Source organism: Pseudomonas sp. NBB (genome assembly GCF_032701105.1).
Lineage (GTDB): Bacteria > Pseudomonadota > Gammaproteobacteria > Pseudomonadales > Pseudomonadaceae > Aquipseudomonas > Aquipseudomonas asiatica.
The window spans coordinates 3,287,519-3,309,533 of the sequence record NZ_CP103994.1 but is presented as its reverse complement, the minus strand read 5'-3'; the positions used below and the strand labels follow the sequence as shown (position 1 = coordinate 3,309,533).

Here is a 22,015-nt window from a genome sequence, read left to right as displayed (position 1 = left end):
CAGGCCATGCCAGAAGCATTCGATGCAACCCAGGACGCTCTACCGCCTGCACCGGCCTCTTCGCGGGTAAACCCGCTCCCACAGGGGCACCGCAATTCTGAAGAAATCGGCAATCCTGTGGGAGCGGGTTTACCCGCGAAAGGGCCGGCACAGGTAAAAGCATATTCTGCCTACCCCCGCGAACTGCTGGCCCAGGCCCGCCTGCAAACCAGCGACGAACGCCTGCTCACCCGCCTGGAACAGCTGGCCTGCGACACCCCCGACACCTTCACCCAGCGCCTGGGCCTGACCCTGCATTACCCGGTGCTGGACAGCCACACCCTGCTGGCCAGCACCCCACGCTTCGACAAGGTCAGCCTGGCGATGTGCCTGAAGCGTGAATTCGTCCTGATCGAGCAGGGTAGCCAACTGCTGGGCGTGTTCGCCGACCCCTTCGACCACGCCCGCCTGGCCTGGATCGACGATGTGCTGCAAGGCGCACCGCTGTACCTGGCCCACGCCGCGGACCTCGCCACCTTCCTGGCCCGCCACGAAGAAAGCTTCCACGCCGTGGACGCCCTTGACCACGACGCCGAAACCAGCAGCGAAAGCGACCCGCTGCAGCGCCTGTCGCTGGCCAGCATCAGCGAAGACCAGAGCCGCGTGGTCAAGCTGGTCAACTCCACGCTGTACGACGCCCTCAAGCTGCACGCCAGCGACATCCACCTGGGCATGACCGGCCAGGGCCTGACCATAAAGTACCGCATCGACGGCGTGCTCAACGGCGCCGGCAAGGCCAGCGGCAGCGCCTTCGCCGACCAGGTGATCTCGCGCATCAAGGTGATGGCCGAGCTGGACATCGGCGAAAAACGCGTGCCCCAGGACGGCCGTTTCAAGGTTGCCGTGGGCGACCGGCAAATCGACTTCCGGGTATCGATCATGCCCAGCATCTTCGGCGAAGACGCCGTGCTGCGGGTGCTCGACAAGCAGGACCTGTCCGACCGGGTCAGCGGCGTGCAGCTGCAGGCCCTGGGCTTTGCCGAGGAAACCCTGCGCGCCCTGCGTCGCCTGGCCGCCGAACCCTACGGCATGATCCTGGTCACCGGCCCCACCGGCAGCGGCAAGACCACCACCCTGTACGCCATGATCAGCGAGATCAACCACGGCGTGGACAAGATCATCACCATCGAGGACCCGGTCGAATACCAGCTGCCTGGGGTGTTGCAGATCCCGGTCAACGAGAAGAAGGGCCTGACGTTCGCCCGCGGTCTGCGCTCGATCCTGCGCCACGACCCGGACAAGATCCTGGTCGGTGAAATCCGCGATCCGGACACCGCGCAAATCGCCGTGCAGTCGGCGCTCACCGGCCACCTGGTGTTCACCACCATCCACGCCAACAACGTGTTCGATGTGATCGGCCGTTTCAGCCAGATGCAGGTCGACCCCTACAGCTTCGTCTCCGCGCTCAATGCGGTGCTGGCCCAGCGCCTGATCCGCCTGGCCTGCCCGCACTGCGCCACGCCGTGCGAAGTCGACGACGACACCCTGTACGGCGCGGGCCTGACCCGCGAGGGCGTGGCCGGCTGGAAGTTCGTCCGCGCCCAGGGCTGCGGCCAGTGCCGTGGCAGTGGCTACCGCGGCCGCAGCGCCATCGCCGAACTGCTGCACCTGGACGACGACCTGCGGCAGATGATCGTCGAGCGTCGCCCTCTGTCGCAAATCAAGAACCTCGCCTGCCAGCGTGGCCTGCGCCTGCTGCGGGCCTCGGCCCTGGACCTGGTCCGGGATGGCCGTACCACACTCGAGGAGATCAACCGTGTCACATTCATCTGATCGTGGCGCTTACAGATACAGTGCCGTACTCGGTGCCGAAGGTGTGGGCCTGGGTAGCTGGCACGCCAATCACCACCAATGGCTGGGCAGCCGCGACTTTACCTGCGATGCCGCCCAACCGGCCTGGGAGGCCGCCGTCGACGCCCTGGCCACGCTGCTGGCCGAGCATGCCGTGCGCGGTGCCCAGTTGCGGGTACTGCTGTCGGCCCGGTACAGCCGCTTCTGCCTGGTGCCCTGGAGTGATGCCATCAGCCACCCGCGCGAGCTGGACGCTTACGCCCGGGCCTGTTTCGAAAACCTCTACGGGCAGCCGCTGGACGACTGGCGCATCGTGCTGTCGCCCGAGCCGGCCGGTGCCGCGCGCATCGCCACGGCGTTGCCCGAAGCCCTGCTGCAGCGGCTGCAGGCGCTGGGCCGGGAGAGCCACCTGAGCCTGCGCTCGGTACAGCCGTACCTGATGGCCGCCTACAACCGCTGCTCGGCGCAGCTGGGGCAGGGCGACTTCCTGTTCGTCCTGGCCGAACCGCGCCGCAGCGTGCTGCTGCTGGCTGCCGGCGGGGCCTGGCAGCAAGTGCTGACGCAAGGCTGTGCCGACAGTGACCTGGCCCTGCAAGCACTGATCGAGCGCACCTGCGAGCTGTACGGCGAACACCTGCCACGGGTCTACCTGCATGCCCCGGGCCGGGGTGACGTGCCGCAACTGGCGGCGGTGCAGCTGTGCCAGCCAGCCAGCGATGCCGACCCACTGTGCGCCATGTGGCGGGCGGTGGCCTGACATGCGCCGCCTCGACCTGGAATTCCAGCCCCGGCGCAGCAGCCCGTTGGCCTGGTCGCTGCTGGCCGTGGCAAGTGCCATGGTCGCCGGCCTGGTGCTGCTGCAACAAAGCTTGCAGGCCGAGCAGGTCGAACGGGAGGCCAGCGTGCACAGCCTGGAGCAGCAACTGGGCCGTCGCCCGGCCACTGTCGCGCCGCTGAGCAGCGCCGCCAGCCGCGAACAGGCCGAGCGCCTGGCGCAGATGCAAAGCGTCTCGCAGCAACTGCAACGGCCTTGGCAGCAGCTGTTCGCCATGCTCGAAGCGCAGCCCCAGGACGACGTGGCGCTGCTAAGCCTGGCCCCCGACGCGCGCAAAGGCCAGCTGCGCATCACCGCCGAGGCGCGCAACCTGGAAGCGATGCTGCAGTACCACCAGCGCCTGGAGGCCAGTGCCGAGCTCAGCGATGTGTCGTTGCTCAACCACGAAGTGCTGGCCGCGCAGCCCGAACACCCGGTGCGCTTCACCCTCACCGCTACCTGGGAGACCGGCCATGCGCGCCCGTGAATCGCTGAACAGCCTGATCCTCCAGGAGCGCCTGCGTCGCGTCGGCCCGGTCGGCCTGGCTGCGGTTGCGGTAGGCCTGCTGGCCGTGGGCGTGCTGTGCGCCGGGGTGTTGCCGCAATGGCAGAACCTGCGCGAGCTGCGCGCCACCGAAGCGGACGCCAGCGTGCAGGTCGAGCGGGTCAGGCGTGGCGAGCTGAAGATTGCCATCAAACCCGAGCAGCAGGCCCTCGACAGCCTGCGCCAGCAACTGCCGGGGCAGCCCCGGGCCAGTGAGCTGATCGAGCGCCTGTACCACCTGGCCAGCGCCGAGCATATCAGCCTGGCGCGTGGCGAATATGCCCTGGGCATCGACCCCAAGACGCAACTGGCGCGCTACCAGATCGTGCTGCCGGTACGCGGCAGCTACCCGCAGATTCGCGGTTTCCTCAAGGGCCTGCTCAAGCAGTTGCCGACCCTGGTGCTGGAAGACCTGGAGCTGCAACGCAAACGCATTGGCGACAGCGAGCTCAACGCCCGCCTGCGCATGACCCTTTACCTGTCGAGGTCATGATGAACACACAACGTGCTGTCATCTGGGTTGGCTTCCTCGGCGTGAGTGCGGCGCTGGCCTGGGCCCCGGGCCATTGGTTCGGCGAGGAAGACAGTGTTGCCCCCTTCGCGGGCGCGCCCGCTCCCACAAAATCGGCGGTATCCACGGTCACTGTGGGAGCGGGTTTACCCGCGAAAGGGCCGGAACAAGCCTCAAGAGATCTCTTCCCGACCCAACAATGGACCAAACCCCAGGCCCTGGCCACCGTCACCGAACAACCCGTGATCACCGCACCCGCCGTAGCCGCAGCCCCCACTGCCCCGGCCCTGCCATTCCAGTTCATTGGCCGCATCGGCGACCGCGACGACCTGCAGATCTTCCTGCAGAGCGGCGAAAAACTCTACGTCGTGCGCCAGGGCGACGTGATCGAAGACACCTACCGCCTCGAGCGGGTATCGGCCAGCGAGCTGCACCTGGTCTACCTGCCTTTGCATCAGTCGCAGACTTTGTCTGTAGGGAGCGCACCATGAAGTCGTCAAAGCTGTGCAAACCGGCTCCATTCCTGCTTGTGGCGCTGTGCGTGGCCATTGCCGGCTGCGGCTCCAGTGCGGTACGCAAGGACAGCGAACAGCTGATGAAGGAGGGCCAGTACGAAGCCGGCATCGCCAGCCTGGAAGAAGCCCTGCGCGAGGACCCGCGTGACACCGAGCTGAACATCGCCCTGGCCCACAGCCGCCAGGCCGCGGTCGAGGCGCTGCTGACCCAGGCCGACGCCGACCGCATCCGCCACGACTTCGCCAGCGCCCGCATGGGTTATGGCCGGGTGCTGACCCTGGAGCCGAACAACCGCCGCGCCCAGGAAGGCATCCGCCAGCTGGAGCTGATCCGCACCCTCGACGAGCGCGTGGCGCTGGGCCAGGCGGCGCTGCGCCAGGGCGACCTGTTCGGTGCCGAGCGCTACATGCGCGAAGTGCTACGCCTGGACCCGCAGAACCAGAAGGGCATTGCCCTGCGCAGCGACATCGAGAACGTGCAGGCGCGCACCGCGCAACCGTTCCCGCAACTGCGCAGCAAACTGGAGCGGCCGGTGACCCTGGAGTTTCGCGACGCCAACCTGAAGACCATCTTCGAGGTGCTGTCCCAGGTTGCCGGCATCAACTTCATCTTCGACAAGGACATGCGCCCGGACATGAAGGCCACCATCTTCGTGCGCGAGTTGCGCATCGAGGACGCCGTGGCGCTGCTGCTGGAACAGAACCAGCTGCGGCAGAAGATCGTCAACGAAAACACCCTGATGATCTACCCCGACTCGCCGCAGAAGACCAAGGACTACCAGGAACTGGTCATGCGCACCTTCTACCTGACCAGCATCGACTCCAACACCGCGCTGAACATGGTCAAGACCATGCTCAAGACCCGCGACGTGTTCGTCGATGAACGCCTCAACACCCTGACCATGCGCGACACCCCCGATGCCGTGCGCATGGCCGAAAAGCTGCTGCAGTCGCAGGACCAGTCCAACCCCGAGGTGGTGCTGGAAGTGGAGGTGATGGAAGTGGCCACTTCGCGCATCCTCGACCTCGGCCTGCAATGGCCCAACACCTTCGGCGTGCTGAGCTCCGACGGCCAGCCGGTAAGCGTGCTCGACCAGCTCAAGGGCATCGACTCCAGCCGCATCAGCATCGCGCCGGCACCGCAGGCCAAGATCAACGCCCAGGACAAGGACATCAACACCCTGGCCAGCCCGGTGATCCGCGTCAGCAACCGCGAGCAGGCGCGCATCCACATCGGCCAGCGGGTGCCTATCATCAGCGCCACTTCGGTGCCGTCCACCCAGGGCCCGGTGATTACCGAAAGCGTCACCTACCTGGACGTGGGCCTGAAGCTTGAGGTGCAGCCCACCGTGCACCTGAACAACGAAGTGGCGATCAAGGTAGCCCTGGAGGTGAGTAACGCCACCCCGCTGGAAGCCACCCGCCAGGGCACCATTCCGGTCCAGGTCGACACCCGCAACGCCCAGACCACCCTGCGCCTGCACGATGGCGAAACCCAGGTGCTGGCCGGCCTGGTGCGCAACGACCATAACGCCAGCGGCAACAAGATCCCGGGCCTTGGCGACATCCCTGGCCTGGGCCGGCTGTTCGGCAGCAACAAGGACGACATGAGCAAGTCGGAGCTGGTGCTGGCGATCACCCCGCGCATCGTGCGCAACTTGCCGTACCAGAGCCCGTCGGACATGGAGTTCGCCACCGGCACCGAGTCTGCCATGCAGGTGCGGCAGATGGCGCCGTTGCCGCCGGCGGATGTGCCTGGCAATGCCCCGGCCACCGATGCCCCGGTGGTGGAAAGCCAGATGGCGATCGCCCCGGCCAAAGGGAGCCCGCGGCCATGATCGCGCAGCGCCGCATGCAGGGCTTCAGCCTGATCGAGGTGGTGCTGACCCTGGCACTGCTCGGGCTGCTTGCCAGCATGGCCGCGCCGCTGACCGAAACCGTGGTGCGCCGCGGCAAGGAACAGCAGCTGCGCGAGGCGCTGTACCAGATTCGCGACGCCATCGACGCCTACAAGCGCGCGTTCGATGCCGGCTACATCGAGAAGCGCCTGGACGCCAGTGGCTACCCGCCGAACCTGCAGGTGCTGGTCGACGGCGTGCGCGATGTGCGCAGTGCCAAGGGCGCCAAGTTCTACTTCCTGCGGCGCATCCCGCACGACCCGCTGGTGGCGGCCAAGGGCGAGGACGAAGGCGGGTGGGGGCTGCGCGCCTATAACAGCAGCCCCGACAACCCGCGCGAAGGCGAAGACGTGTTCGACGTGTATTCCAAGGCCCGCGGCAAAGGCCTGAACAACATCCCCTACGGGCAATGGTGACAGCCATGAAACGCAGCAAAGGCTTCACCCTGATCGAACTGCTGGTGGTGCTGGCGATCATCGCCACACTGATGACCATTGCCATGCCGCGCTACTTCAACAGCCTGGAAAGTTCCCGCGAAGCCACCCTGCGCCAGAGCCTGGCGGTGCTGCGCGAGGCGCTGGACCACTACTACGGCGACACCGGCCACTACCCGGACTCACTGGAGCAACTGGTGGAACAGCGTTACCTGCGCAACACCCCGGTGGACCCGATCACCGAGCGCAGCGATGCCTGGCAGCTGGTGCCACCGCCCGAAGGCGTGGCTGGCGGCGTGGCCGATATCAAGAGCGGTGCCACAGGGAGGGCGCGCGATGGCAGCCTGTTCGCGGAATGGTAAGGCCGACGCCGGCTTCACCTACCTGGGCGTACTGCTGCTGATTGCGGTCAGCAGCGTGGCCCTGGCCGCCACCGGCACGCTCTGGGCCAGTGCTGCCCAGCGTGACCGCGAACGCCAGCTGTTGTGGGTAGGCAGCCAGTATGCCCAGGCCCTGCGCAGCTACTACCGCGCTTCGCCGGGGCTGGCCCAGTACCCGCAGGAACTGGCCGACCTGCTGCAGGACAACCGCTTCCCGCAGGCCAGGCGGCACATTCGCCGGCTGTACCCCGACCCCATCACCAACAGCGACGATTGGGGCCTGCTGCGCTCGATCGATGGCCGCATCACCGGCGTGCACAGCCGCTCGGACGCCACCCCGTTCAAGCGCAGTGGCTTCAGCGCCGAATGGAGCGGTTTCGACGGGCTGGAACATTACAGCGACTGGCAGTTCGTCGCCGAACAGGCCTTTACCGAAAGTGCCGGTGGCGTGCAGACCCATGCCGGCCCGGGAGACACGCCATGAGCCGCCTGGCCGCGTTGTGCCTGGGCCTGCTGCTGGTGGCAGTGCTGGCCACCTCGGCCAGGGCCGGGGACGAGGACGAGATGCAAGGCTTCATCGTCGACAACACCATCTCGCACATCGGCCACGACTTTTACTACTACTTCGCCGACCGCCTGCGCGCCACCAGCCGGCTGGATTTCAACCTGGTGGTGCGCGAACGCCCGGATGCCCGCTGGGGCAGCCTGGTCACCGTAGAGTTCGAGCGTGAGGTGGTGTACCGCCGCTTCCTGCCGCCGAACACCACCGAGCTCAAGGACGAGGCCGTTGCAGCAGCCGACCTGGTCAAGCAGCAAATCATCCAGCGCAAGTTGCAACGCCTGCTGCAGGACACCACCGATCTGGAGAGGGACGAGCTATGAAGCACCACATACCCCGTTGCATCGCCGCCTGCCTGTTGGCCAGCGCGTGTGCCGCCCAGGCCACCGAGCTGGTGTACACCCCGGTCAACCCGGCCTTTGGCGGCAACCCGCTCAATGGCACCTGGTTGCTGAACAATGCGCAGGCGCAGAACGACTACGACGACCCCGACCTCAAGGACCGCTCCTCGGCCTTTGCCGGCACCACGGCCCTGGAGCGCTTCAGCAACCAGCTTGAGTCGCGGATGTTGTCGCAGTTGCTGGACAACATCAGTAACGGCAACACCGGCAGCATGGCGACCGATGCGTTTCTCATCGACGTCATCGACGATTCCGGGGCCTTGAGCATCAAGGTCACCGATCGTGCCACAGGAGAAATTTCGATCATTGAGGTCAGCGGCCTGAACCCTTGAAGGGGCAAGGCTATTTGTTGGGGAGAGAACACCATGAAACGTCTGCTGAGCACGCTGCTGATCCTCACCGCCCTGGGTCTGCACGGTTGTGGCCTGCGCGAACCGATGCCCGCCGAACAGGACTCGGAAACCCCGACCCTGACCCCACGTGCCTCGACCTACTACGACCTGATCAACATGCCACGGCCCAAGGGCCGGTTGATGGCGGTGGTATATGGCTTCCGCGACCAGACCGGGCAGTACAAGCCGACCCCGGCCAGCTCGTTCTCCACCAGCGTCACCCAGGGCGCGGCAAGCATGCTGATGGACGCCCTGAGTGCCAGTGGCTGGTTCGTGGTGCTGGAGCGTGAAGGCCTGCAGAACCTGCTGACCGAGCGCAAGATCATCCGTGCTTCGCAGAAAAAGCCCGACGTGCCGGAAAACATCATGGGCGAGCTGCCACCGCTGCAGGCCGCCAACCTGATGCTGGAGGGCGGCATCATCGCCTACGACACCAACGTGCGCAGCGGCGGCGAAGGTGCCCGCTACCTGGGCATAGACATCTCCCGCGAGTACCGCGTCGACCAGGTGACCGTGAACCTGCGCGCGGTGGACGTGCGCACCGGGCAGGTCCTGGCCAATGTGATGACCAGCAAGACCATCTATTCGGTTGGGCGCAGTGCGGGAGTGTTCAAGTTCATCGAGTTCAAGAAGCTGCTCGAGGCCGAGGTGGGGTACACCACCAACGAACCGGCGCAGCTGTGCGTGCTGTCGGCGATCGAGGCGGCGGTGGGGCACTTGCTGGCGCAGGGGATCGAACGGCGGCTGTGGCAGGTGGCGGGGGATGCGGGGGAAGGGCAGGCTACGGTGGACAAGTATTTGAGCCAGAATCAGCAACAATGAGTGAGTTTGAGGGCCTCTTCGTGGGGCTTGTCCACGAAGAGGCAAGTGCAGGCGATACAACATTTTGCTCACTTTTGACCCTGCTGGGGCGCAGATTGCCGGCGATTTCCTATCAGGCCCTGGCCTCGGTCGGCGAAGAATACTAATAATTTTGCCAGTTGCATTATTTTTATCGGTAGCGAACTCTAGGCTTTCCTATCTTAAGTTTGCAAGGGGAAAACAATGAGTCGGCACTTTGCCTGGAAATGGGGGTGGCTATACCGCCTATGGTTATCAAGTGTCGGTACAGAATGAGTCATTTACTGGTTTTAATGGAGAGCCTCGAGATACCTTTTTGAGGTGGTATTTTTTAGGAGGTGGCAAGCGTATTTATAGTCCGGTGCTGATGAGGTTTTTATCTGTGGACATGGTTAGCCCTTTCGCTGAAGGTGGTATAAATTGCTATGCATATTGTGGGGGTGACCCTGTGAATTTTACGGATCCAAGCGGGATGGTTAGGTGGAGGAATATAGTAAAGAATAAAGTGTTTCCTTTGGCTCGTAAAAATAAGCCTTTGCCCCAGTCGGATTATTCTCCCGCCAGTAAGCGTCGTAAATTGTCAGCGTCTACGGAGCAAGGTACATCGAACAACAGAGAAGCATCTGGAGTGAGTCCAGCGGCGGCTCCGTTAGTCGATTCCATATGGAAAAATTCAGAGCAGCGTCTTGCTGCACAAAAAAAATCGGCTCCGGAACTAGATACGCTAGGCGGTCTAACAGATTATGAAAAAATGGCCGCTTTGGCTATAGATACGGGCAGGCTGAATGGCTCGACACGAACATACTTAGATGCTGCCAAGGGCTTCGCCCCGGAACGTGATCCTATGGTGCTGACAGGGTTGATGCATCTTTATGTGCATAACGTCCGCAAGGTAGAAAGCAAGCAAGCTTTGAATCAGATCCTTCGGGAGTTTGGTTTGTAAATTGCCGCTTAATCTTGAGTCGAGCTCGTTGAGCATTATCGGCACAGTTTTAGAGCGGTGGCCGTGATTTTGGGGAAGTCTCCTTAGAAGACGAGAGCGCTGGCCGGGGTTTGGTGATTGGGAATTGAAGTGTTTGGCGGTAGAGATTTGGCGCCTGTGAGATTGAGCGCCGCCCGCGCGTCGCTTCGCGGGACAAGCCCGCTCCCACATCTGTTTCGGGCCAATTATTCCTGTGCCAGGTGGGTTGCAGCCTTGGTGCATGACTGGAAATGAATGAAAAGCAGCAGAGCAACCTTCGATATCAAATGGAACAAACAAGGCGGACAGGAGTGACCTCACAGGAATGACTGGCCCAACATAGTGATCACTGCTGATTCCTCGGGGCCGCTTTGCGGACCTTTCCGACCGGTCCGGCGCTCCGGCAAGGCCGCTCCCACATGGATCACGTCAGCCGGTGAACCATGGGCTGGATTCGGCCAAGGCGGTGGTGGAGGCGTTGCTGGATGGGGTGGAGAGGCAGCAGCTGGTTGGGCGGAAGACGGTGCCGGGTGTCTGACGGGAGCTTGGGCTTTGTTGGACTCAAGCGGCAGCTGTGATTGACCTCGAGGGCCTCTTCGCGGGTGAACCCGCTCCCACAGGTTCAGCGCCACTCGAAGCCCGCGCAGTCCCTGTGGGAGCGGGTTTACCCGCGAATGGGCCGGTGCCGGGTGTCTGACGGGCGCTTAGGCTTTGTTGGACTCAAGCGGCAGCCGTGATTGACCTCGATGGCCTCTTCGCGGGTTCAGCGCCAACTCGAAGCCCGCGCCGTCCCTGTAGGAGCGGGCGCGCCCGCGAAGCAGACGACGTGGTGGATGGCACCGGCTTTGCCGGTGTTCGCGGGCATGCCCGCTCCCACAAGTACCGCGTGATCTCAAGTGCGACGCCGTCCCTGTGGGAGCGGGTTTACCCGCGAATGGGCCGGTGCCGGGTGTCTGGCGGGCACCTGGGCTTTGTTGAAATCGAGCGGCAGCCGTGATCGACCTCTAGGAACCCGTTCCCACAAAGCTTGCGCAAGCTTTCAGATCTTGAGCAAGGCGGTGCTCCTGCGTGTCCCTTTACGTAAACGTCACCATATGCCACCTTCTACCTCAGCCTGATGACGGCCAGGGATTTCTCCCGCACACTGCGGAAAATTCCCAAGCCCGTTCCCCGCCACCTTGCGGGGTACAGCCGGAGTAGAAAATGGCGCGACAACTAATAACAAACGCCCACGACCCGCTGCACGAATCCCGCCAGGCCCGCCTGAAGCTGGCCAGCGAAGGCGAGCTGCCACTGGGCATGCTGCGCGACGAGATCGATGCCTCCTGGCGCCGCAGCCTGGGCCATGGCCTGGATTGCCTGCAGGGCGAGCAGGTCGGCCTGGGCCTGGAGCAGGGCCACGACCTGCGCATGCTGCTGGATCGCAACCGCCTGCTGGTCGACGCCGTTACCCCGGAACTGGACTACCTGGTCGCGCGCCAGGGCAAGGCCGGTATCGTTATCCTCGGCGACGCCCAGGCCAACGTGCTGGCCATCGAAGGGCAGAAGCACGTGCTGCAACGCGAGGGCCTGCGCGACCTGCACCCGGGTAGTTGCTGGAGCGAGTCGCTGCGTGGCACCAACGCGATCGGCACGGCAGTGGTGGAAGGCCGGCCGACCTTGATCAACTGCGGCGAACATTACCTCGACCGCCTCAGCCCGTTCTCCTGCACTTCGGTACCCCTGCGCGACCCGCGCGGCGAGGTGATCGGCGTGCTCGACATCACCCGTGAAGGGGTGATGGCGCAACCACAGGACAGCCTGTCGACGCTGATGCTGGCGGCCGGCAACATCGAAAGCCGCATGTTCGGCCTGTGCCACCCGGAGCAATTGGTGCTGGCTTTTCACAGCCGCCCGCAATACCTCAACAGCGCCTGGCATGGCCTGCTGGCGCTGAGCCTGGACGGTGAAGTGCTGGCTGCCAACGACAGTGCCTGCCAGCTGTTGCAGGTGCCGCGCCATGAGCTGTTGGGCCGGCGCAGCAGTGACCTGCTGGGTGAACGGTCACCGGCCTTCATCGCCCGCCTGTGGCAGGGCGGGGTGAGCAGTGTGCAGACGGCCAAGGGCGAGTTCTACTTCCGCGCCCTGCAGCTGCCGCGCCATGGCCGGGTCAACGGCAGCACGCCGGTGAGCAAGCCGGCGCCGGGCAAGCAGTCACCCGCCCTCGACGCCCTGGCCGGTGGCGACCCGCGCCTGGCGCGCAACCTGCGCATGGCCCGCCAGGGGCTGGGCAATGGCCTGCCGGTGCTGTTGCTGGGCGAGACCGGTACCGGCAAGGAAGTCGTCGCCCGGGCCCTGCACCAGGCCAGCCCGCGTGCCGACAAACCGTTCGTGGCCGTCAACTGCGCGGCCATCCCCGAAGGGCTGATCGAGTCCGAACTGTTCGGCTACCGTGAAGGTGCGTTCACCGGCTCGCGCCGGGGCGGCATGGTCGGCCGGCTGATGCAGGCCCACGGCGGCACGCTGTTCCTCGACGAAATCGGCGACATGCCGCTAGCGCTGCAGGCGCGCTTGTTGCGGGTACTGCAGGAACGGCGCGTGGCACCGCTGGGGGCGGGCGACGAGCAGGAGATCGACGTGGCATTGATCTGTGCCACGCACCGCGACCTCAAGCGCCTGGTGCAGGAGCAGCACTTCCGCGAAGACCTTTACTACCGGGTCAACGGCGTGTCGCTGCGCCTGCCGGCATTGCGCGAGCGTGATGACCTGGCGGCAATCATCCAGGGGCTGCTGGACAAGTCCGATGCCCGGGGCGTGACCTTGGACCCGGCCCTGAACGCGTTGCTCGAAGGCTTCGACTGGCCGGGCAACATCCGCCAGCTGGAAATGGTCGTGCGCACCGCGCTGGCCATGCGCGAGGACGGCGAGCAGGTGCTGACCCTGGACCACCTCACCGACTGCCTGCTGGACGAACTGGCCAGCGGCACCGCGCCTTCCGGCAGCCTCAAGGACAAAGAGCTGGAGCTGATCCGTGGCGCCTTGGCGCGCCATCAGGGCAACGTGTCCGCGGCGGCCGAGGCGCTGGGTATCAGCCGGGCGACGCTGTACCGCAAGCTCAAACAGTTGCGCGGCTGACGTGGGCGGCCTGTTCGCCCGGCTGGTGGAGTCCAGCGACCCTGTACTCATGCGCCAGGCGTTGGCCTGGCTGTATGGTTTCGTGCGCCCCCATCGACGCGCCATCGGCCTGTTGCTCGGTTTGTCGCTGGGCGCCTCGTTGCTGGCGCTGGCGCAACCCTGGCTGGTCAAGACGCTGATCGACGAGGGGCTGCTGGCCAAGGACTACCAGACCCTCTGGCACATGGCCGCGATCATGATCGGCGCGGGCCTGCTGGGTACCGTGCTGGCCGGGGTCAACCGCTACCTGCACACGCGCTTGTCGGGGCGCATCCTGTTTGCCCTGCGCGACGACCTTTACCGCCACCTGCAGCAGCTGTCGCCGACGTTCTACGGGCGGCGGCGCATCGGCGACATCCTTTCGCGGCTGGATGGCGATGTAGCGGAAATCCAGCGCTTTGCCGTGGATTCGCTGTTTTCGGCGGTGTCGGCGGTGATCGGCCTGGTGGGCGCGGTGGTGTTGATGCTGATGCTGTCGTGGCAACTGTCGCTGCTGCTGGCGCTGCTGGTGCCGATCGAAGTGCTGTGGTTGCGCTGGATGCGGCGCAAGGTGGAGCGCGAAGTACGCAACCTGCGCGAACGCTCGGCAGATGTGTCGTCATTCCTGGTCGAAACCCTGCCGGCGATGAAGTTCATCCAGGCCGCCGGCCAGCAAGGCCGCGAGGCGGGGCGCCTGGACCAGCTGGGGCAGGGCTACATGCGCCAGTTGCTCAAGGTGCAGGTGACCGAATTCTTCACCCAGGCCATTCCCGGCACGCTTACCTCCTGGTGCCGCGCTTGCGCGTTCCTGGTCGGCGGTTGGTGGGTAATCCAGGGCACTTGGCAACTAGGTGCGCTGATCGCCTTTTCCACCTACATGGGCATGGCAGTAGGGCCGGTGCAGAGCCTGCTGGGCCTGTACGTGGCGGTGCAGCGCATGGCGGTGAGCCTGGGGCGGGTGATGGAACTGAAGCAGGAGGCCGTGGCCGTGCGCCCGGCAGCCAACCCTCAGCCGGTGCCCGACGGCCCGGGCGAATTGCGCCTCGAGGGGGTGAGTTTTGCCCATGAAGGGCGCCAGGGCGCGGTGCTGAACGACGTGCAGGTGTGCGTGCCGGGTGGCCTGAAGGTGGCCATCAGCGGTGCCTCAGGGGTGGGCAAGTCGACCCTGATCGACCTGCTGCAGCGCTTCTACGACCCGGACGCCGGGCGCATCCTGCTGGACGGCACCGACCTGCGCGAACTGGATCTGGCCGCGCTGCGCCGGCGTATTGCGGTGGTCAGCCAGGATATCGTGCTGTTTCGCGGCACCCTAGCACAGAACCTGGCCTACGGCGTGCCCGAGGCCAGCCGTGAGGAACTGGAGCGGGTGGTGCGCCTGGCGCGGCTGGACAGCCTGGTCGACAGCCTGCCGCTGGGCCTTGACGGCCTGCTGGGTGAGCGTGGCCAGCAGTTGTCCGGCGGGCAGAAACAACGCATAGCCATCGCCCGCGCGGTGCTGCAGGCGCCGGCGATCCTGGTACTGGACGAGGCCACCTCGGCGGTGGACGAAGCCACCGAGCGCGAAGTGATCGCGGCCATCGACCAGTTGTTCGCCGGCCGCACGCGCATCCTGATCAGCCACCGTGCTTCGACCCTGGCCGATGCCGACCTGCACCTGCAGCTGCACGCTGGCCAGTTGCAGGTGCTGCCCGAGGAGGTGATCAGGCATGGGCACTGACGTGCGTGTTGGCGTGATCGACAGTGGTTGCACGCCGGAGCAGGCCAGCGCCTTGCTGGGCGCGCGCCGCTTCTGGCTGGAGGACGGCCAGTTGCGCGAAGGTGACATGCTGCCCGACCAGCTTGGGCACGGTAGCGCGGTGCTCGCCGGCTTGCAGCGGGAGGCCGGGCCGGTGCCCGTGCTGCTGGCCCAGGTTTTCGGCGCCCAGGCCAGCACCAGTGCCTTGCAGGTGGCGGCCGCGCTGCTGTGGCTGGTGGAAGCGGGGGTTACGCTGGTCAACCTCAGCCTTGGCCTGCAGCAGGACCGGCCAGTGCTGCACCAGGCCTGCGCCGAGGCTTTGGCCGCGGGTGTGCTGTTGTGCGCCTCCAGCCCGGCGCAGGGCGGGCCGGTGTATCCGGCCAGCTACCCCGGGGTGATCCGGGTTACCGGCGATGCCCGGTGTGCGCCGGGCCAGTGGTCCTGGCTGGGTACCCGGCAGGCGGACTTCGGCGGTTATGTGGGGGCGGGCGGCAGGGCGGGCGCGAGCCTGGGCTGTGCGGCCCTGAGTGGCAGGATCGCTGCGTTGCTGTGTGACGAGCCGGGCATGGGCCAGCAGCAGGTTCATGACTGGTTGCGCCACCACGCGGCGTTTACCGGCCCCGAGCGACGAGGTGTCGGCCATGGCTGAACCGCGCATTGTGGTGTTGGGGGCAGGCCCTGCGGGTGCGGCCACGGCCATTGGCCTGCGGCGGCTGGGTTATGCGGTGACGGTGGTGTCCGAGTGGCGCCGGTTTGCGGCGGTCGAAGGGGTTTCGCAGCGGGTGCTGGACGGGCTGCGCCATGCCGGCCTTGGCGGGGCGTTGCGCCAGGCGGCGATGCCGGCGACTCGGCAAGTGCACTGGAACGGCCAGCAGCTGCAACTGAACCAGGAGTTTCTACTCGACCGGCAAATGTTTGACCGGGCGCTGCGCGACGACCTTCAGCGTGCGGGTGTGAGCGTGGTCGAGGGGCGGGTGCGTGAGGTGGTTCGCGAAGTCGGTCATGGTATTCGCCTGGACGACGGGCAGGTACTGCAGGCCGATTTCCTGGTCGAAGCCCGAGGCCGCCAGGCCCCGTTGGCCGCCGACCGCCTGCGCGGGCCGGAGACGGTCAGCTTGCTGAATGTCTGGCAGGCCGCCCCCGGGGCGCCCGCGTCGGCGGTGGAGAGCCTGGCGGATGGCTGGGCGTGGATGGCGCGCCTGGAAGACGGCCGCTGCTACTGGCAAGTCACCTTGGACGCGGCCGGGCTGCCGGGCAAGGCCGGCTTGGCGGATTACTGTGCGGCGCGGCGAGCCGGCAGCGTGCTGGTGGCCGAGCTGTTCGATGCCAGGGCCTTGGCGCCGGCAGAGGTGCATGCGCGCAGCAGCACCGCGATTCTGGCCGGTGAGTGTGTCGGGCAGGACTGGATACGCGTGGGCGATGCTGCGATGGCCGTTGACCCACTGTCGGGCAACGGGATCTTCCAGTCGTTGTCTTCGGCGCTGCAGGCACCGGTGGTGATCAATACCTTGCTGCGCAGGCCCGAGCGGGCCGGGTTGGCGCGGCAGTTTCACCAGCAGCGGATCGAACAGCTGTTTTTGCGTTTTGCCCGGATCGGGCGGGATTTTTATGGGCAAGAACAGGGGCGGGTGGGGCAGCCGTTCTGGGCGCGGCGGCAGGGTTGGCCGGACATGCAGGCATTGCACGTGGCGGCGGACTGGAGCGCGGTGAGGGTCGAGCGGCGGCCGGTGTTGCGTGACGGGCTGGTGGATGAGGCCGAGGTGGTGGTGACGGCGGATCAGCCGTTGGGGGTGTGGCATTTGCAGGGGGTGGAGCTGGCGCCGGTGGTGCGTGGGCTGCGTAGCGGCCGACCTATCGAGGCAGAGTTGTCAGGCCTGCCAGGGGAGCAGCAGATGATGGTGCGGCGGTGGTTGTTGGAGCAGGGCTTGGTTTGAGATTGCCGAGGCCGCTTTGCGGCCCTTTCGCGACACAAGGCCGCTCCCACAGGTCTGCACAAACCTTGATGGCAGCGCTGTACCTGTGGGAGCGGCCTTGTGTCGCGATGGGCTGCGCAGCAGCCCCAGGATTTCGAATCAGAAGAAAGTCCCGACGATCAGCTGCATATAGGTGCCGGTATCCCGCCCACCCAGCTGCGTCCCGCCATTGGCCGCGCTGCGCTCCGGCTTGTAGAACCCTACCAGCGGGCTGATCAGCAGGTGGTCGTTGACCATCCATTCCACATACAGGTCCAGCTCCCGCCCGCCCAGGTTGCCCTGGTCGGTGTCCAGCGTATCGAAGTCGAAGTACAGTGCGCCGACGGTCAGGTTGTCCCGTGGCTTGCCTTTCAGCGCCACGTGGTGCACCTGGCTGTTGCTGTTGAACGGCCCGGCATAATTGGCTGCCACCTCACCCTGGAACCAGGTGCCATAGCCACGGCTCAGGCCATAGAACAGCGGGTCGAAGTCTTCGGAAAAGCGGCTGTAGCGGTAGGTGGCGGTGGGGGACCAGGGCAGTTCGGAAAAGGTCCAGTTGCCTTCCAGGTACCAGGCGTTCTCCCGCCCGCCGGTTTTGTCCTGGGTCACGTACTCGGCGGCCAGCTCCAGGTCTTTCACCCCCAGGCTGCCACGCCCGCGCAGGCTGGCGGTGTCCATGCCGTCGCGGTGTTCCAGGCCCATGATCTGCGCGTAGCGCTGGTCCACGTCGAGGCCGCGGATCCAGCTCAGGCCGACGGTGCCGGCGTCGGCGACGTGCTCCAGGTTGGCCACCGCCAGCGAGGTGTCGGCCTGGTAGTGGTTGTCGGACTTCAGCCACATCAGGTCGCTGCGCCAGCCTTGCTTGCCGCCCAGGCGCAGCACGGCGGTGCGGTCGAAGGCCTTGCGTGCGGCCAGGTAGTAGGCGCCGCCGCGGTCGAAGTTGGCGCCCAGGTCGACCTTGCCCAGGTTCACCGGGTCGCCCTGGATCAGGAAGCCGTCGCCCAGGGTCACCACCTGGCGGCCGCCGGAAATGTCCACGCCGTCTTCGCCCAAGGCCGGGAACAGGTTGGCCGAGCGCCAGCCCAGGTACAGGTCTTCGATGGCGGTGCGGCGCTCGTCACCCAGGGTCAGGCCGGCGGCATCGCCGTCGCCCCAGGTGGCGGAGCTAAGCAGGTTGAAGGCGCCGTAGAGCGCGCCGCTGTCGGCCAGGGCCTGGCTGCCGCTGAGGCCATACTTGACGTAGCCTTCCTGCCAGGCGGTGCTGCCGGGCTTGCGGTTGCCGGCCAGGTTGAAGCTTTCGTCGCTGTGGAAGGCGCCGAACAGGGCTTCGAGGTCGGCGTTGAGGGTGGTGCCGTCGTGGTTGTACAGCTCGTAAGCCTGGGTGAAGGGGGCGGCGAACAGCAGGGCCAATGTGCAGGCGAGTTTGTGCCTCATGGTGTGCTCCATGTTTTTGTTGTTGTTCTCGGGTTGCCTGTGCCGGCCTCTTCGCGGGTGAACCCGCTCCCACAAGGACCCCACAGTGTTCAGGCCTGTGATGATCCTGTAGGAGCGGGTTTACCCGCGAAAGGGCCGGTACAGGAAAATGATCAGAGCTTGATCAACACCGATTTCAGCTCGGTGTAGTGGTCGATGGCAGCCGCCCCCATCTCACGGCCGACGCCGGACATCTTGTAGCCGCCAAACGGCAAGGCAGGGTCGAGGGCGCTGTGGCAGTTGACCCACACCGACCCCGACTTGATGCGCGGGATCATCCGGTGCACGGCGGACAGGTCGTTGGACCAGATGCTCGCACCCAGGCCATAGGGGTTGTCGTTGGCCATGCCGATCACTTCGTCGATGTCATCGAACGGCATCGCCACCAGCACCGGCCCGAAGATCTCTTCCTGTACCAGGCGGTGGCGCTGGTCGACATCGACGATCACCGTCGGCTTGACGAAGTAGCCAGGCCCGAAGCCTTCGCCACCACAGGCGATGGTCGCGCCCAGCTCGCGGCCAAGCTCGATGTAGCCGGTGACGCGGTCCTGCTGCTTGGCCGAGATCAGCGGGCCCATCTGCACCGCAGGGTCCAGGCCGCTGCCCAGCTTCATGCCGTTGGCGATGCCGGCGATGTCGGCCACCACGTTGTCGAAGTGCTTGCGGTGCACGTACAGGCGGGACCCGGCGCAGCACACCTGGCCCTGGTTGAAGAAGATCGCCGTGGCCGCGCCGGCGGCGGCTTCCTGCAGGTTGGCGTCGGGCATGACGATGGTCGGCGACTTGCCGCCGAGTTCCAGGGTGACGCGGGTCATGTTGTCCATGGCTGCCTTGCCGATCAGCTTGCCGACCTCGGTGGAGCCGGTAAAGGTCAGCTTGTCCACGCCGGGGTGGCGGCTGAGTGCGGCGCCGGCGTTCAGGCCGGTGCCGGTGACCACGTTGAACACGCCCGCCGGGTAGCCGGCTTCGTCCACCAGTTCAGCCAGCTTGAGCACGCTCAGCGGTGTTTCGTCAGCGGGCTTGAGCACGACGGTGCAACCGGTAGCCAGGGCCGGGCCGAGCTTCCAGCAGGCCAGCAGCAACGGGAAGTTCCAGGCGACGATGGCGCCGACCACGCCCACTGCCTCGCGCCGCACGAAACCATGGAACTGGTCGTTGGGCATCAACGGCATCGAGGCTTCGACGGTGCTACCCTCGATCTTGGTGGCCCAGCCGGCCATGTAGCGCAGGAAGTCGATGGCCAGTTGCACGTCCATCACCTGGGCAACGGCGGCGCTCTTGCCGTTGTTCAGGCATTCCAGTTCGGCCAGCTGGCGGGCGTCGCGCTCCATCAGGTCGGCCAGGCGCCACAGCAGGTTCTGCCGTTCGCGTGGGCGCAGGCGGCTCCACGGCGAATCGTCGAAGGCCTGGCGAGCGGCGCGCACCGCGCGGTCGACATCTTCGGCCTCGGCGGCGGGCACTTCACCCAGTACCTCGCCAGTGGCCGGGTTGCGGAACGACAGGGTGCGACCGCTGGCGGCGTCCTGCCAGTCGGCGCCGATGCGCATCTTCAGCTTGCGTTCGAGAAAGGCGCGGGTGGCGGGCAGGATGGGCAGTTCGGAAAGCATGGGACGGTGCCTCTTGTCATTGGATGTGACAGGCATAGGCGCAATGGGCGTGCCAAGGTCGATAGATGGCTGCAAACCGTTGAACGGGTTGGGTTTTGTCCTGGTGCAAGGTTGGGATTGCAGGGGTGCGCTGTTGCACATTGAGACGGTGTGAGACGGTGGTGAAACAGTGGCTGTTCCGGCCTCTTCGCGGGCACGCCCGCTCCCACAGGTACGGCGCTGGCCCCGGCGTGCGGGAGCGGGCAGGCCCTTGTCTCAGGATGAAACACCCTGTCGCGAAATGGCACGCTGCAATTGGCCATACCTGCTCCTGGCCAAGGCCGAAAAACCGGCTAACAGGTTGAAAGAAAACACTTTTACAGCACCTGGCACAGTTCCTGTATCGCAACCGTCACATGCACACCTGCTGTACCAAAGCGTGCGAAAACGATAAGAACAACAACCGTGGAGGTCTGACCTTGAAGACGACTCGACTCCGGCGGCATGCGGGCAAACTGGCGCTGGTCGCCGCCGCGCTGCTGAGCACCCAGGCCATGGCGGCCGAGCAGGGCCCGAGCCTGTTGCAGAACAAGTGCATGGGGTGCCATATCCCCGAAGGCAACGACACCTACAGCCGCATCAGCCACCAGCGCAAGACGCCGGAAGGCTGGCTGATGAGCATCGCCCGCATGCAGGTGATGCACGGCCTGCAGATCAGCGACGACGACCGCCGCACCCTGGTCAAGTACCTGGCCGACAAGCAGGGCCTGGCGCCCAGCGAAACCGATGGCGTGCGGTATGCCATGGAGCGCCGGCTGAACACTGTCGAGCAGTTCGACACCCAGCTCAGCGAAACCTGTGGCCGTTGCCACTCCGGTGCCCGTGTCGCCTTGCAGCGGCGCCCGGCCAAGGAATGGGAGCACCTGGTCAACTTCCATCTCGGCCAGTGGCCGTCCCTCGAATACCAGGCCCAGGCGCGTGACCGCGACTGGCTGCCGATCGCCCTGCAACAAGTGGTGCCCGACCTGGCCAAGCGCTACCCGCTGGAAAGCGCGGCGTGGGCCGAATGGCAGAAGGCCAGGCCAAAGGCCGATGCGCTGCCGGGTCAGTGGGCATTCAGCGGCCACATGCTGGCCAAGGGCGATGTGCGCGGGGTGATGAGCGTCACGCCTGACCAGGGTGACACCTTCAAGGTCGAGGTCAAGGGCGCTTATGCCGACGGCACGCCGTTCAATGGCAGCGGTTCGGCGATCCTCTACAACGGCTATGAATGGCGTGGCAACGTCAAGGTCGGCGACGCCAACCTGCGCCAGGTGTTCGCCGCGCTGGATGGCGAAATGAAGGGCCGCATGTTCGAGGCCGAGCACGACGAGCGTGGCCTGGACTTCACCGCAGTGAAGGAGGGCAAGGCGCGCCTGCTGGCGGTACAACCGGCATTCATCAAGGCCGGTGGCGAAAGCGAGATCACCTTGGTCGGCAGCGGCCTGGCCGGCAAACCGGACCTGGGCGCTGGCGTGGAAGTGACCGAGGTGCTGGAGCAGACCCCGACCCTGGTACGGGTGAAGGCCCGCGCCGCGGCCGATGCCAAACCAGGCCAGCGCGAAGTCGCCATCGGGGCGCTCAAGGGCGTCAACCTGGCGGTGTACGACAAAGTCGAGGAAGTGAAAGTGGTGCCGGCGTTCTCCATCGCCCGCATCGGCGAAAACGGTGCCTCGGTGCCCAAGGTGCAGGGCCGCTTCGAGGCCGAAGCCTGGGGCAAGGACGCCAATGGCCGGCCGCTGCGCATCGGCTACCTGCCGGCCAGCTGGAAGGTCGAGCCGTTCAACGAGCGTGCGGTCGAGGACGAAGACGTCAAGTTCGCCGGGAAGATGCAGGCCGATGGCGTGTTCGTGCCAGGCGGTGCCGGCCCCAACCCGGAGCGCAAGATGATGACCAACAACGCCGGCAACCTGAAGGTCATCGCCACCCTGGCCGACGGTGGCCAGACTGGCGAGGGGCACATGATCGTCACCGTACAGCGCTGGAACAACCCGCCGCTGCCGTAACGGCAGGGGGCTT

At 65.7% G+C, this 22,015-nt stretch carries 21 protein-coding genes; 19 read left to right on the top strand and 2 right to left on the bottom strand.

The genetic code is table 11. The features are described from left to right. Positions 1–6: 6 nt before the first annotated feature. The 18 genes from NY023_RS15495 to NY023_RS15410 all read left to right on the top strand — a co-directional run bounded on the left by NY023_RS15495 (position 7) and on the right by NY023_RS15410 (position 16,880). Positions 7–1,812: a GspE/PulE family protein gene (locus NY023_RS15495; RefSeq protein WP_013972864.1), complete on the top strand. Its 1,806-nt coding sequence runs from the start codon at positions 7–9 to the stop codon at positions 1,810–1,812. Next, positions 1,796–2,587, top strand: a complete 792-nt coding sequence (locus tag NY023_RS15490) for a hypothetical protein (protein WP_044047068.1) — start codon at positions 1,796–1,798, stop codon at positions 2,585–2,587. The genes NY023_RS15495 and NY023_RS15490 overlap by 17 nt, the downstream gene beginning before the upstream one ends. A 1-nt stretch (position 2,588) precedes the next feature. Further along, entirely contained in the window at positions 2,589–3,131 is a 543-nt protein-coding gene (locus NY023_RS15485; RefSeq protein ID WP_013972862.1) for a PilN domain-containing protein, read from the top strand. Next, entirely contained in the window at positions 3,118–3,681 is a 564-nt protein-coding gene (locus NY023_RS15480; protein WP_013972861.1) for a GspMb/PilO family protein, read from the top strand. Before NY023_RS15485 ends, NY023_RS15480 begins: the two co-directional genes overlap by 14 nt. Continuing rightward, entirely contained in the window at positions 3,681–4,190 is a 510-nt protein-coding gene (locus NY023_RS15475; RefSeq protein WP_044047257.1) for a hypothetical protein, read from the top strand. The genes NY023_RS15480 and NY023_RS15475 overlap by 1 nt, the downstream gene beginning before the upstream one ends. Next, positions 4,187–6,052: a secretin N-terminal domain-containing protein gene (locus tag NY023_RS15470; protein ID WP_038409724.1), complete on the top strand. Its 1,866-nt coding sequence runs from the start codon at positions 4,187–4,189 to the stop codon at positions 6,050–6,052. The genes NY023_RS15475 and NY023_RS15470 overlap by 4 nt, the downstream gene beginning before the upstream one ends. Then, positions 6,049–6,528, top strand: coding sequence for a type II secretion system protein (locus NY023_RS15465; protein WP_013972858.1), 480 nt, complete (start codon positions 6,049–6,051; stop codon positions 6,526–6,528). The genes NY023_RS15470 and NY023_RS15465 overlap by 4 nt, the downstream gene beginning before the upstream one ends. Positions 6,529–6,533: 5 nt before the next feature. Next, positions 6,534–6,908 carry a type II secretion system protein gene (locus NY023_RS15460; protein WP_013972857.1) on the top strand — a complete coding sequence of 125 codons (375 nt, stop codon included), beginning with the start codon at positions 6,534–6,536 and terminating at the stop codon, positions 6,906–6,908. Then, the gene (locus tag NY023_RS15455) at positions 6,883–7,410 is read left to right on the top strand and encodes a type II secretion system protein (protein ID WP_013972856.1); all 528 of its coding nucleotides are present in this window, start codon (positions 6,883–6,885) and stop codon (positions 7,408–7,410) included. Before NY023_RS15460 ends, NY023_RS15455 begins: the two co-directional genes overlap by 26 nt. Continuing rightward, a complete protein-coding gene (gene csgE / locus NY023_RS15450; protein ID WP_013972855.1) occupies positions 7,407–7,808 on the top strand; it encodes a curli production assembly/transport protein CsgE in 402 nt (133 codons plus the stop codon). The genes NY023_RS15455 and csgE overlap by 4 nt, the downstream gene beginning before the upstream one ends. Continuing rightward, positions 7,805–8,218, top strand: coding sequence for a curli assembly protein CsgF (locus NY023_RS15445; protein WP_013972854.1), 414 nt, complete (start codon positions 7,805–7,807; stop codon positions 8,216–8,218). The genes csgE and NY023_RS15445 overlap by 4 nt, the downstream gene beginning before the upstream one ends. Positions 8,219–8,251: 33 nt before the next feature. After that, the gene (locus tag NY023_RS15440; protein ID WP_013972853.1) at positions 8,252–9,100 is read left to right on the top strand and encodes a CsgG/HfaB family protein; all 849 of its coding nucleotides are present in this window, start codon (positions 8,252–8,254) and stop codon (positions 9,098–9,100) included. Continuing rightward, a complete protein-coding gene (locus tag NY023_RS15435) occupies positions 9,097–9,246 on the top strand; it encodes a hypothetical protein (protein WP_023661487.1) in 150 nt (49 codons plus the stop codon). The genes NY023_RS15440 and NY023_RS15435 overlap by 4 nt, the downstream gene beginning before the upstream one ends. Positions 9,247–9,377: 131 nt before the next feature. Beyond that, positions 9,378–10,061 carry an RHS repeat-associated core domain-containing protein gene (locus NY023_RS15430; protein WP_247726595.1) on the top strand — a complete coding sequence of 228 codons (684 nt, stop codon included), beginning with the start codon at positions 9,378–9,380 and terminating at the stop codon, positions 10,059–10,061. A gap of 1,221 nt (positions 10,062–11,282) precedes the next feature. Then, positions 11,283–13,193, top strand: a complete 1,911-nt coding sequence (locus NY023_RS15425) for a sigma-54-dependent Fis family transcriptional regulator (RefSeq protein WP_013972852.1) — start codon at positions 11,283–11,285, stop codon at positions 13,191–13,193. A 1-nt stretch (position 13,194) separates the two neighbouring features. After that, positions 13,195–14,928 (top strand): ABC transporter ATP-binding protein, encoded by a 1,734-nt coding sequence (locus NY023_RS15420; protein WP_013972851.1) that lies wholly within the window; start codon positions 13,195–13,197, stop codon positions 14,926–14,928. Beyond that, positions 14,918–15,595, top strand: a complete 678-nt coding sequence (locus NY023_RS15415) for a hypothetical protein (protein WP_013972850.1) — start codon at positions 14,918–14,920, stop codon at positions 15,593–15,595. Before NY023_RS15420 ends, NY023_RS15415 begins: the two co-directional genes overlap by 11 nt. Continuing rightward, complete coding sequence (locus NY023_RS15410) at positions 15,588–16,880, top strand: NAD(P)/FAD-dependent oxidoreductase (protein ID WP_044047067.1); 1,293 nt, start codon at positions 15,588–15,590, stop codon at positions 16,878–16,880. Before NY023_RS15415 ends, NY023_RS15410 begins: the two co-directional genes overlap by 8 nt. Before the next feature lie 138 nt (positions 16,881–17,018). Here the strand turns inward: NY023_RS15410 and NY023_RS15405 are convergent, their stop codons facing one another. After that, positions 17,019–18,332 (bottom strand): hypothetical protein, encoded by a 1,314-nt coding sequence (locus tag NY023_RS15405; RefSeq protein WP_044047066.1) that lies wholly within the window; start codon positions 18,330–18,332, stop codon positions 17,019–17,021. Positions 18,333–18,484: 152 nt separating this feature from the next. Continuing rightward, positions 18,485–19,978 (bottom strand): aldehyde dehydrogenase family protein, encoded by a 1,494-nt coding sequence (locus tag NY023_RS15400; RefSeq protein WP_013972847.1) that lies wholly within the window; start codon positions 19,976–19,978, stop codon positions 18,485–18,487. A gap of 458 nt (positions 19,979–20,436) precedes the next feature. Here NY023_RS15400 and peaA point away from each other — a divergent pair, with 458 nt between their 5' ends. Then, positions 20,437–22,002 (top strand): quinohemoprotein amine dehydrogenase subunit alpha, encoded by a 1,566-nt coding sequence (gene peaA / locus NY023_RS15395; RefSeq protein WP_013972845.1) that lies wholly within the window; start codon positions 20,437–20,439, stop codon positions 22,000–22,002. Positions 22,003–22,015: the final 13 nt, after the last annotated feature.

Excerpts from the sequence above, each read along its gene's own strand:
- NY023_RS15410 (WP_044047067.1), top strand. The coding sequence starts at position 15,588 with ATGGCTGAACCGCGCATTGTGGTGTTGGGGGCAGGCCCTGCGGGTGCG.
- csgE (WP_013972855.1), top strand. The coding sequence starts at position 7,407 with ATGAGCCGCCTGGCCGCGTTGTGCCTGGGCCTGCTGCTGGTGGCAGTG.
- NY023_RS15445 (WP_013972854.1), top strand. The coding sequence starts at position 7,805 with ATGAAGCACCACATACCCCGTTGCATCGCCGCCTGCCTGTTGGCCAGC.
- NY023_RS15470 (WP_038409724.1), top strand. The coding sequence starts at position 4,187 with ATGAAGTCGTCAAAGCTGTGCAAACCGGCTCCATTCCTGCTTGTGGCG.
- NY023_RS15415 (WP_013972850.1), top strand. The coding sequence starts at position 14,918 with ATGGGCACTGACGTGCGTGTTGGCGTGATCGACAGTGGTTGCACGCCG.
- NY023_RS15475 (WP_044047257.1), top strand. The coding sequence starts at position 3,681 with ATGAACACACAACGTGCTGTCATCTGGGTTGGCTTCCTCGGCGTGAGT.
- NY023_RS15405 (WP_044047066.1), bottom strand. The coding sequence starts at position 18,332 with ATGAGGCACAAACTCGCCTGCACATTGGCCCTGCTGTTCGCCGCCCCC.
- NY023_RS15460 (WP_013972857.1), top strand. The coding sequence starts at position 6,534 with ATGAAACGCAGCAAAGGCTTCACCCTGATCGAACTGCTGGTGGTGCTG.
- NY023_RS15435 (WP_023661487.1), top strand. The coding sequence starts at position 9,097 with ATGAGTGAGTTTGAGGGCCTCTTCGTGGGGCTTGTCCACGAAGAGGCA.
- NY023_RS15425 (WP_013972852.1), top strand. The coding sequence starts at position 11,283 with ATGGCGCGACAACTAATAACAAACGCCCACGACCCGCTGCACGAATCC.
- NY023_RS15485 (WP_013972862.1), top strand. The coding sequence starts at position 2,589 with ATGCGCCGCCTCGACCTGGAATTCCAGCCCCGGCGCAGCAGCCCGTTG.
- NY023_RS15440 (WP_013972853.1), top strand. The coding sequence starts at position 8,252 with ATGAAACGTCTGCTGAGCACGCTGCTGATCCTCACCGCCCTGGGTCTG.
- NY023_RS15465 (WP_013972858.1), top strand. The coding sequence starts at position 6,049 with ATGATCGCGCAGCGCCGCATGCAGGGCTTCAGCCTGATCGAGGTGGTG.
- NY023_RS15480 (WP_013972861.1), top strand. The coding sequence starts at position 3,118 with ATGCGCGCCCGTGAATCGCTGAACAGCCTGATCCTCCAGGAGCGCCTG.
- NY023_RS15455 (WP_013972856.1), top strand. The coding sequence starts at position 6,883 with ATGGCAGCCTGTTCGCGGAATGGTAAGGCCGACGCCGGCTTCACCTAC.
- NY023_RS15495 (WP_013972864.1), top strand. The coding sequence starts at position 7 with ATGCCAGAAGCATTCGATGCAACCCAGGACGCTCTACCGCCTGCACCG.
- NY023_RS15400 (WP_013972847.1), bottom strand. The coding sequence starts at position 19,978 with ATGCTTTCCGAACTGCCCATCCTGCCCGCCACCCGCGCCTTTCTCGAA.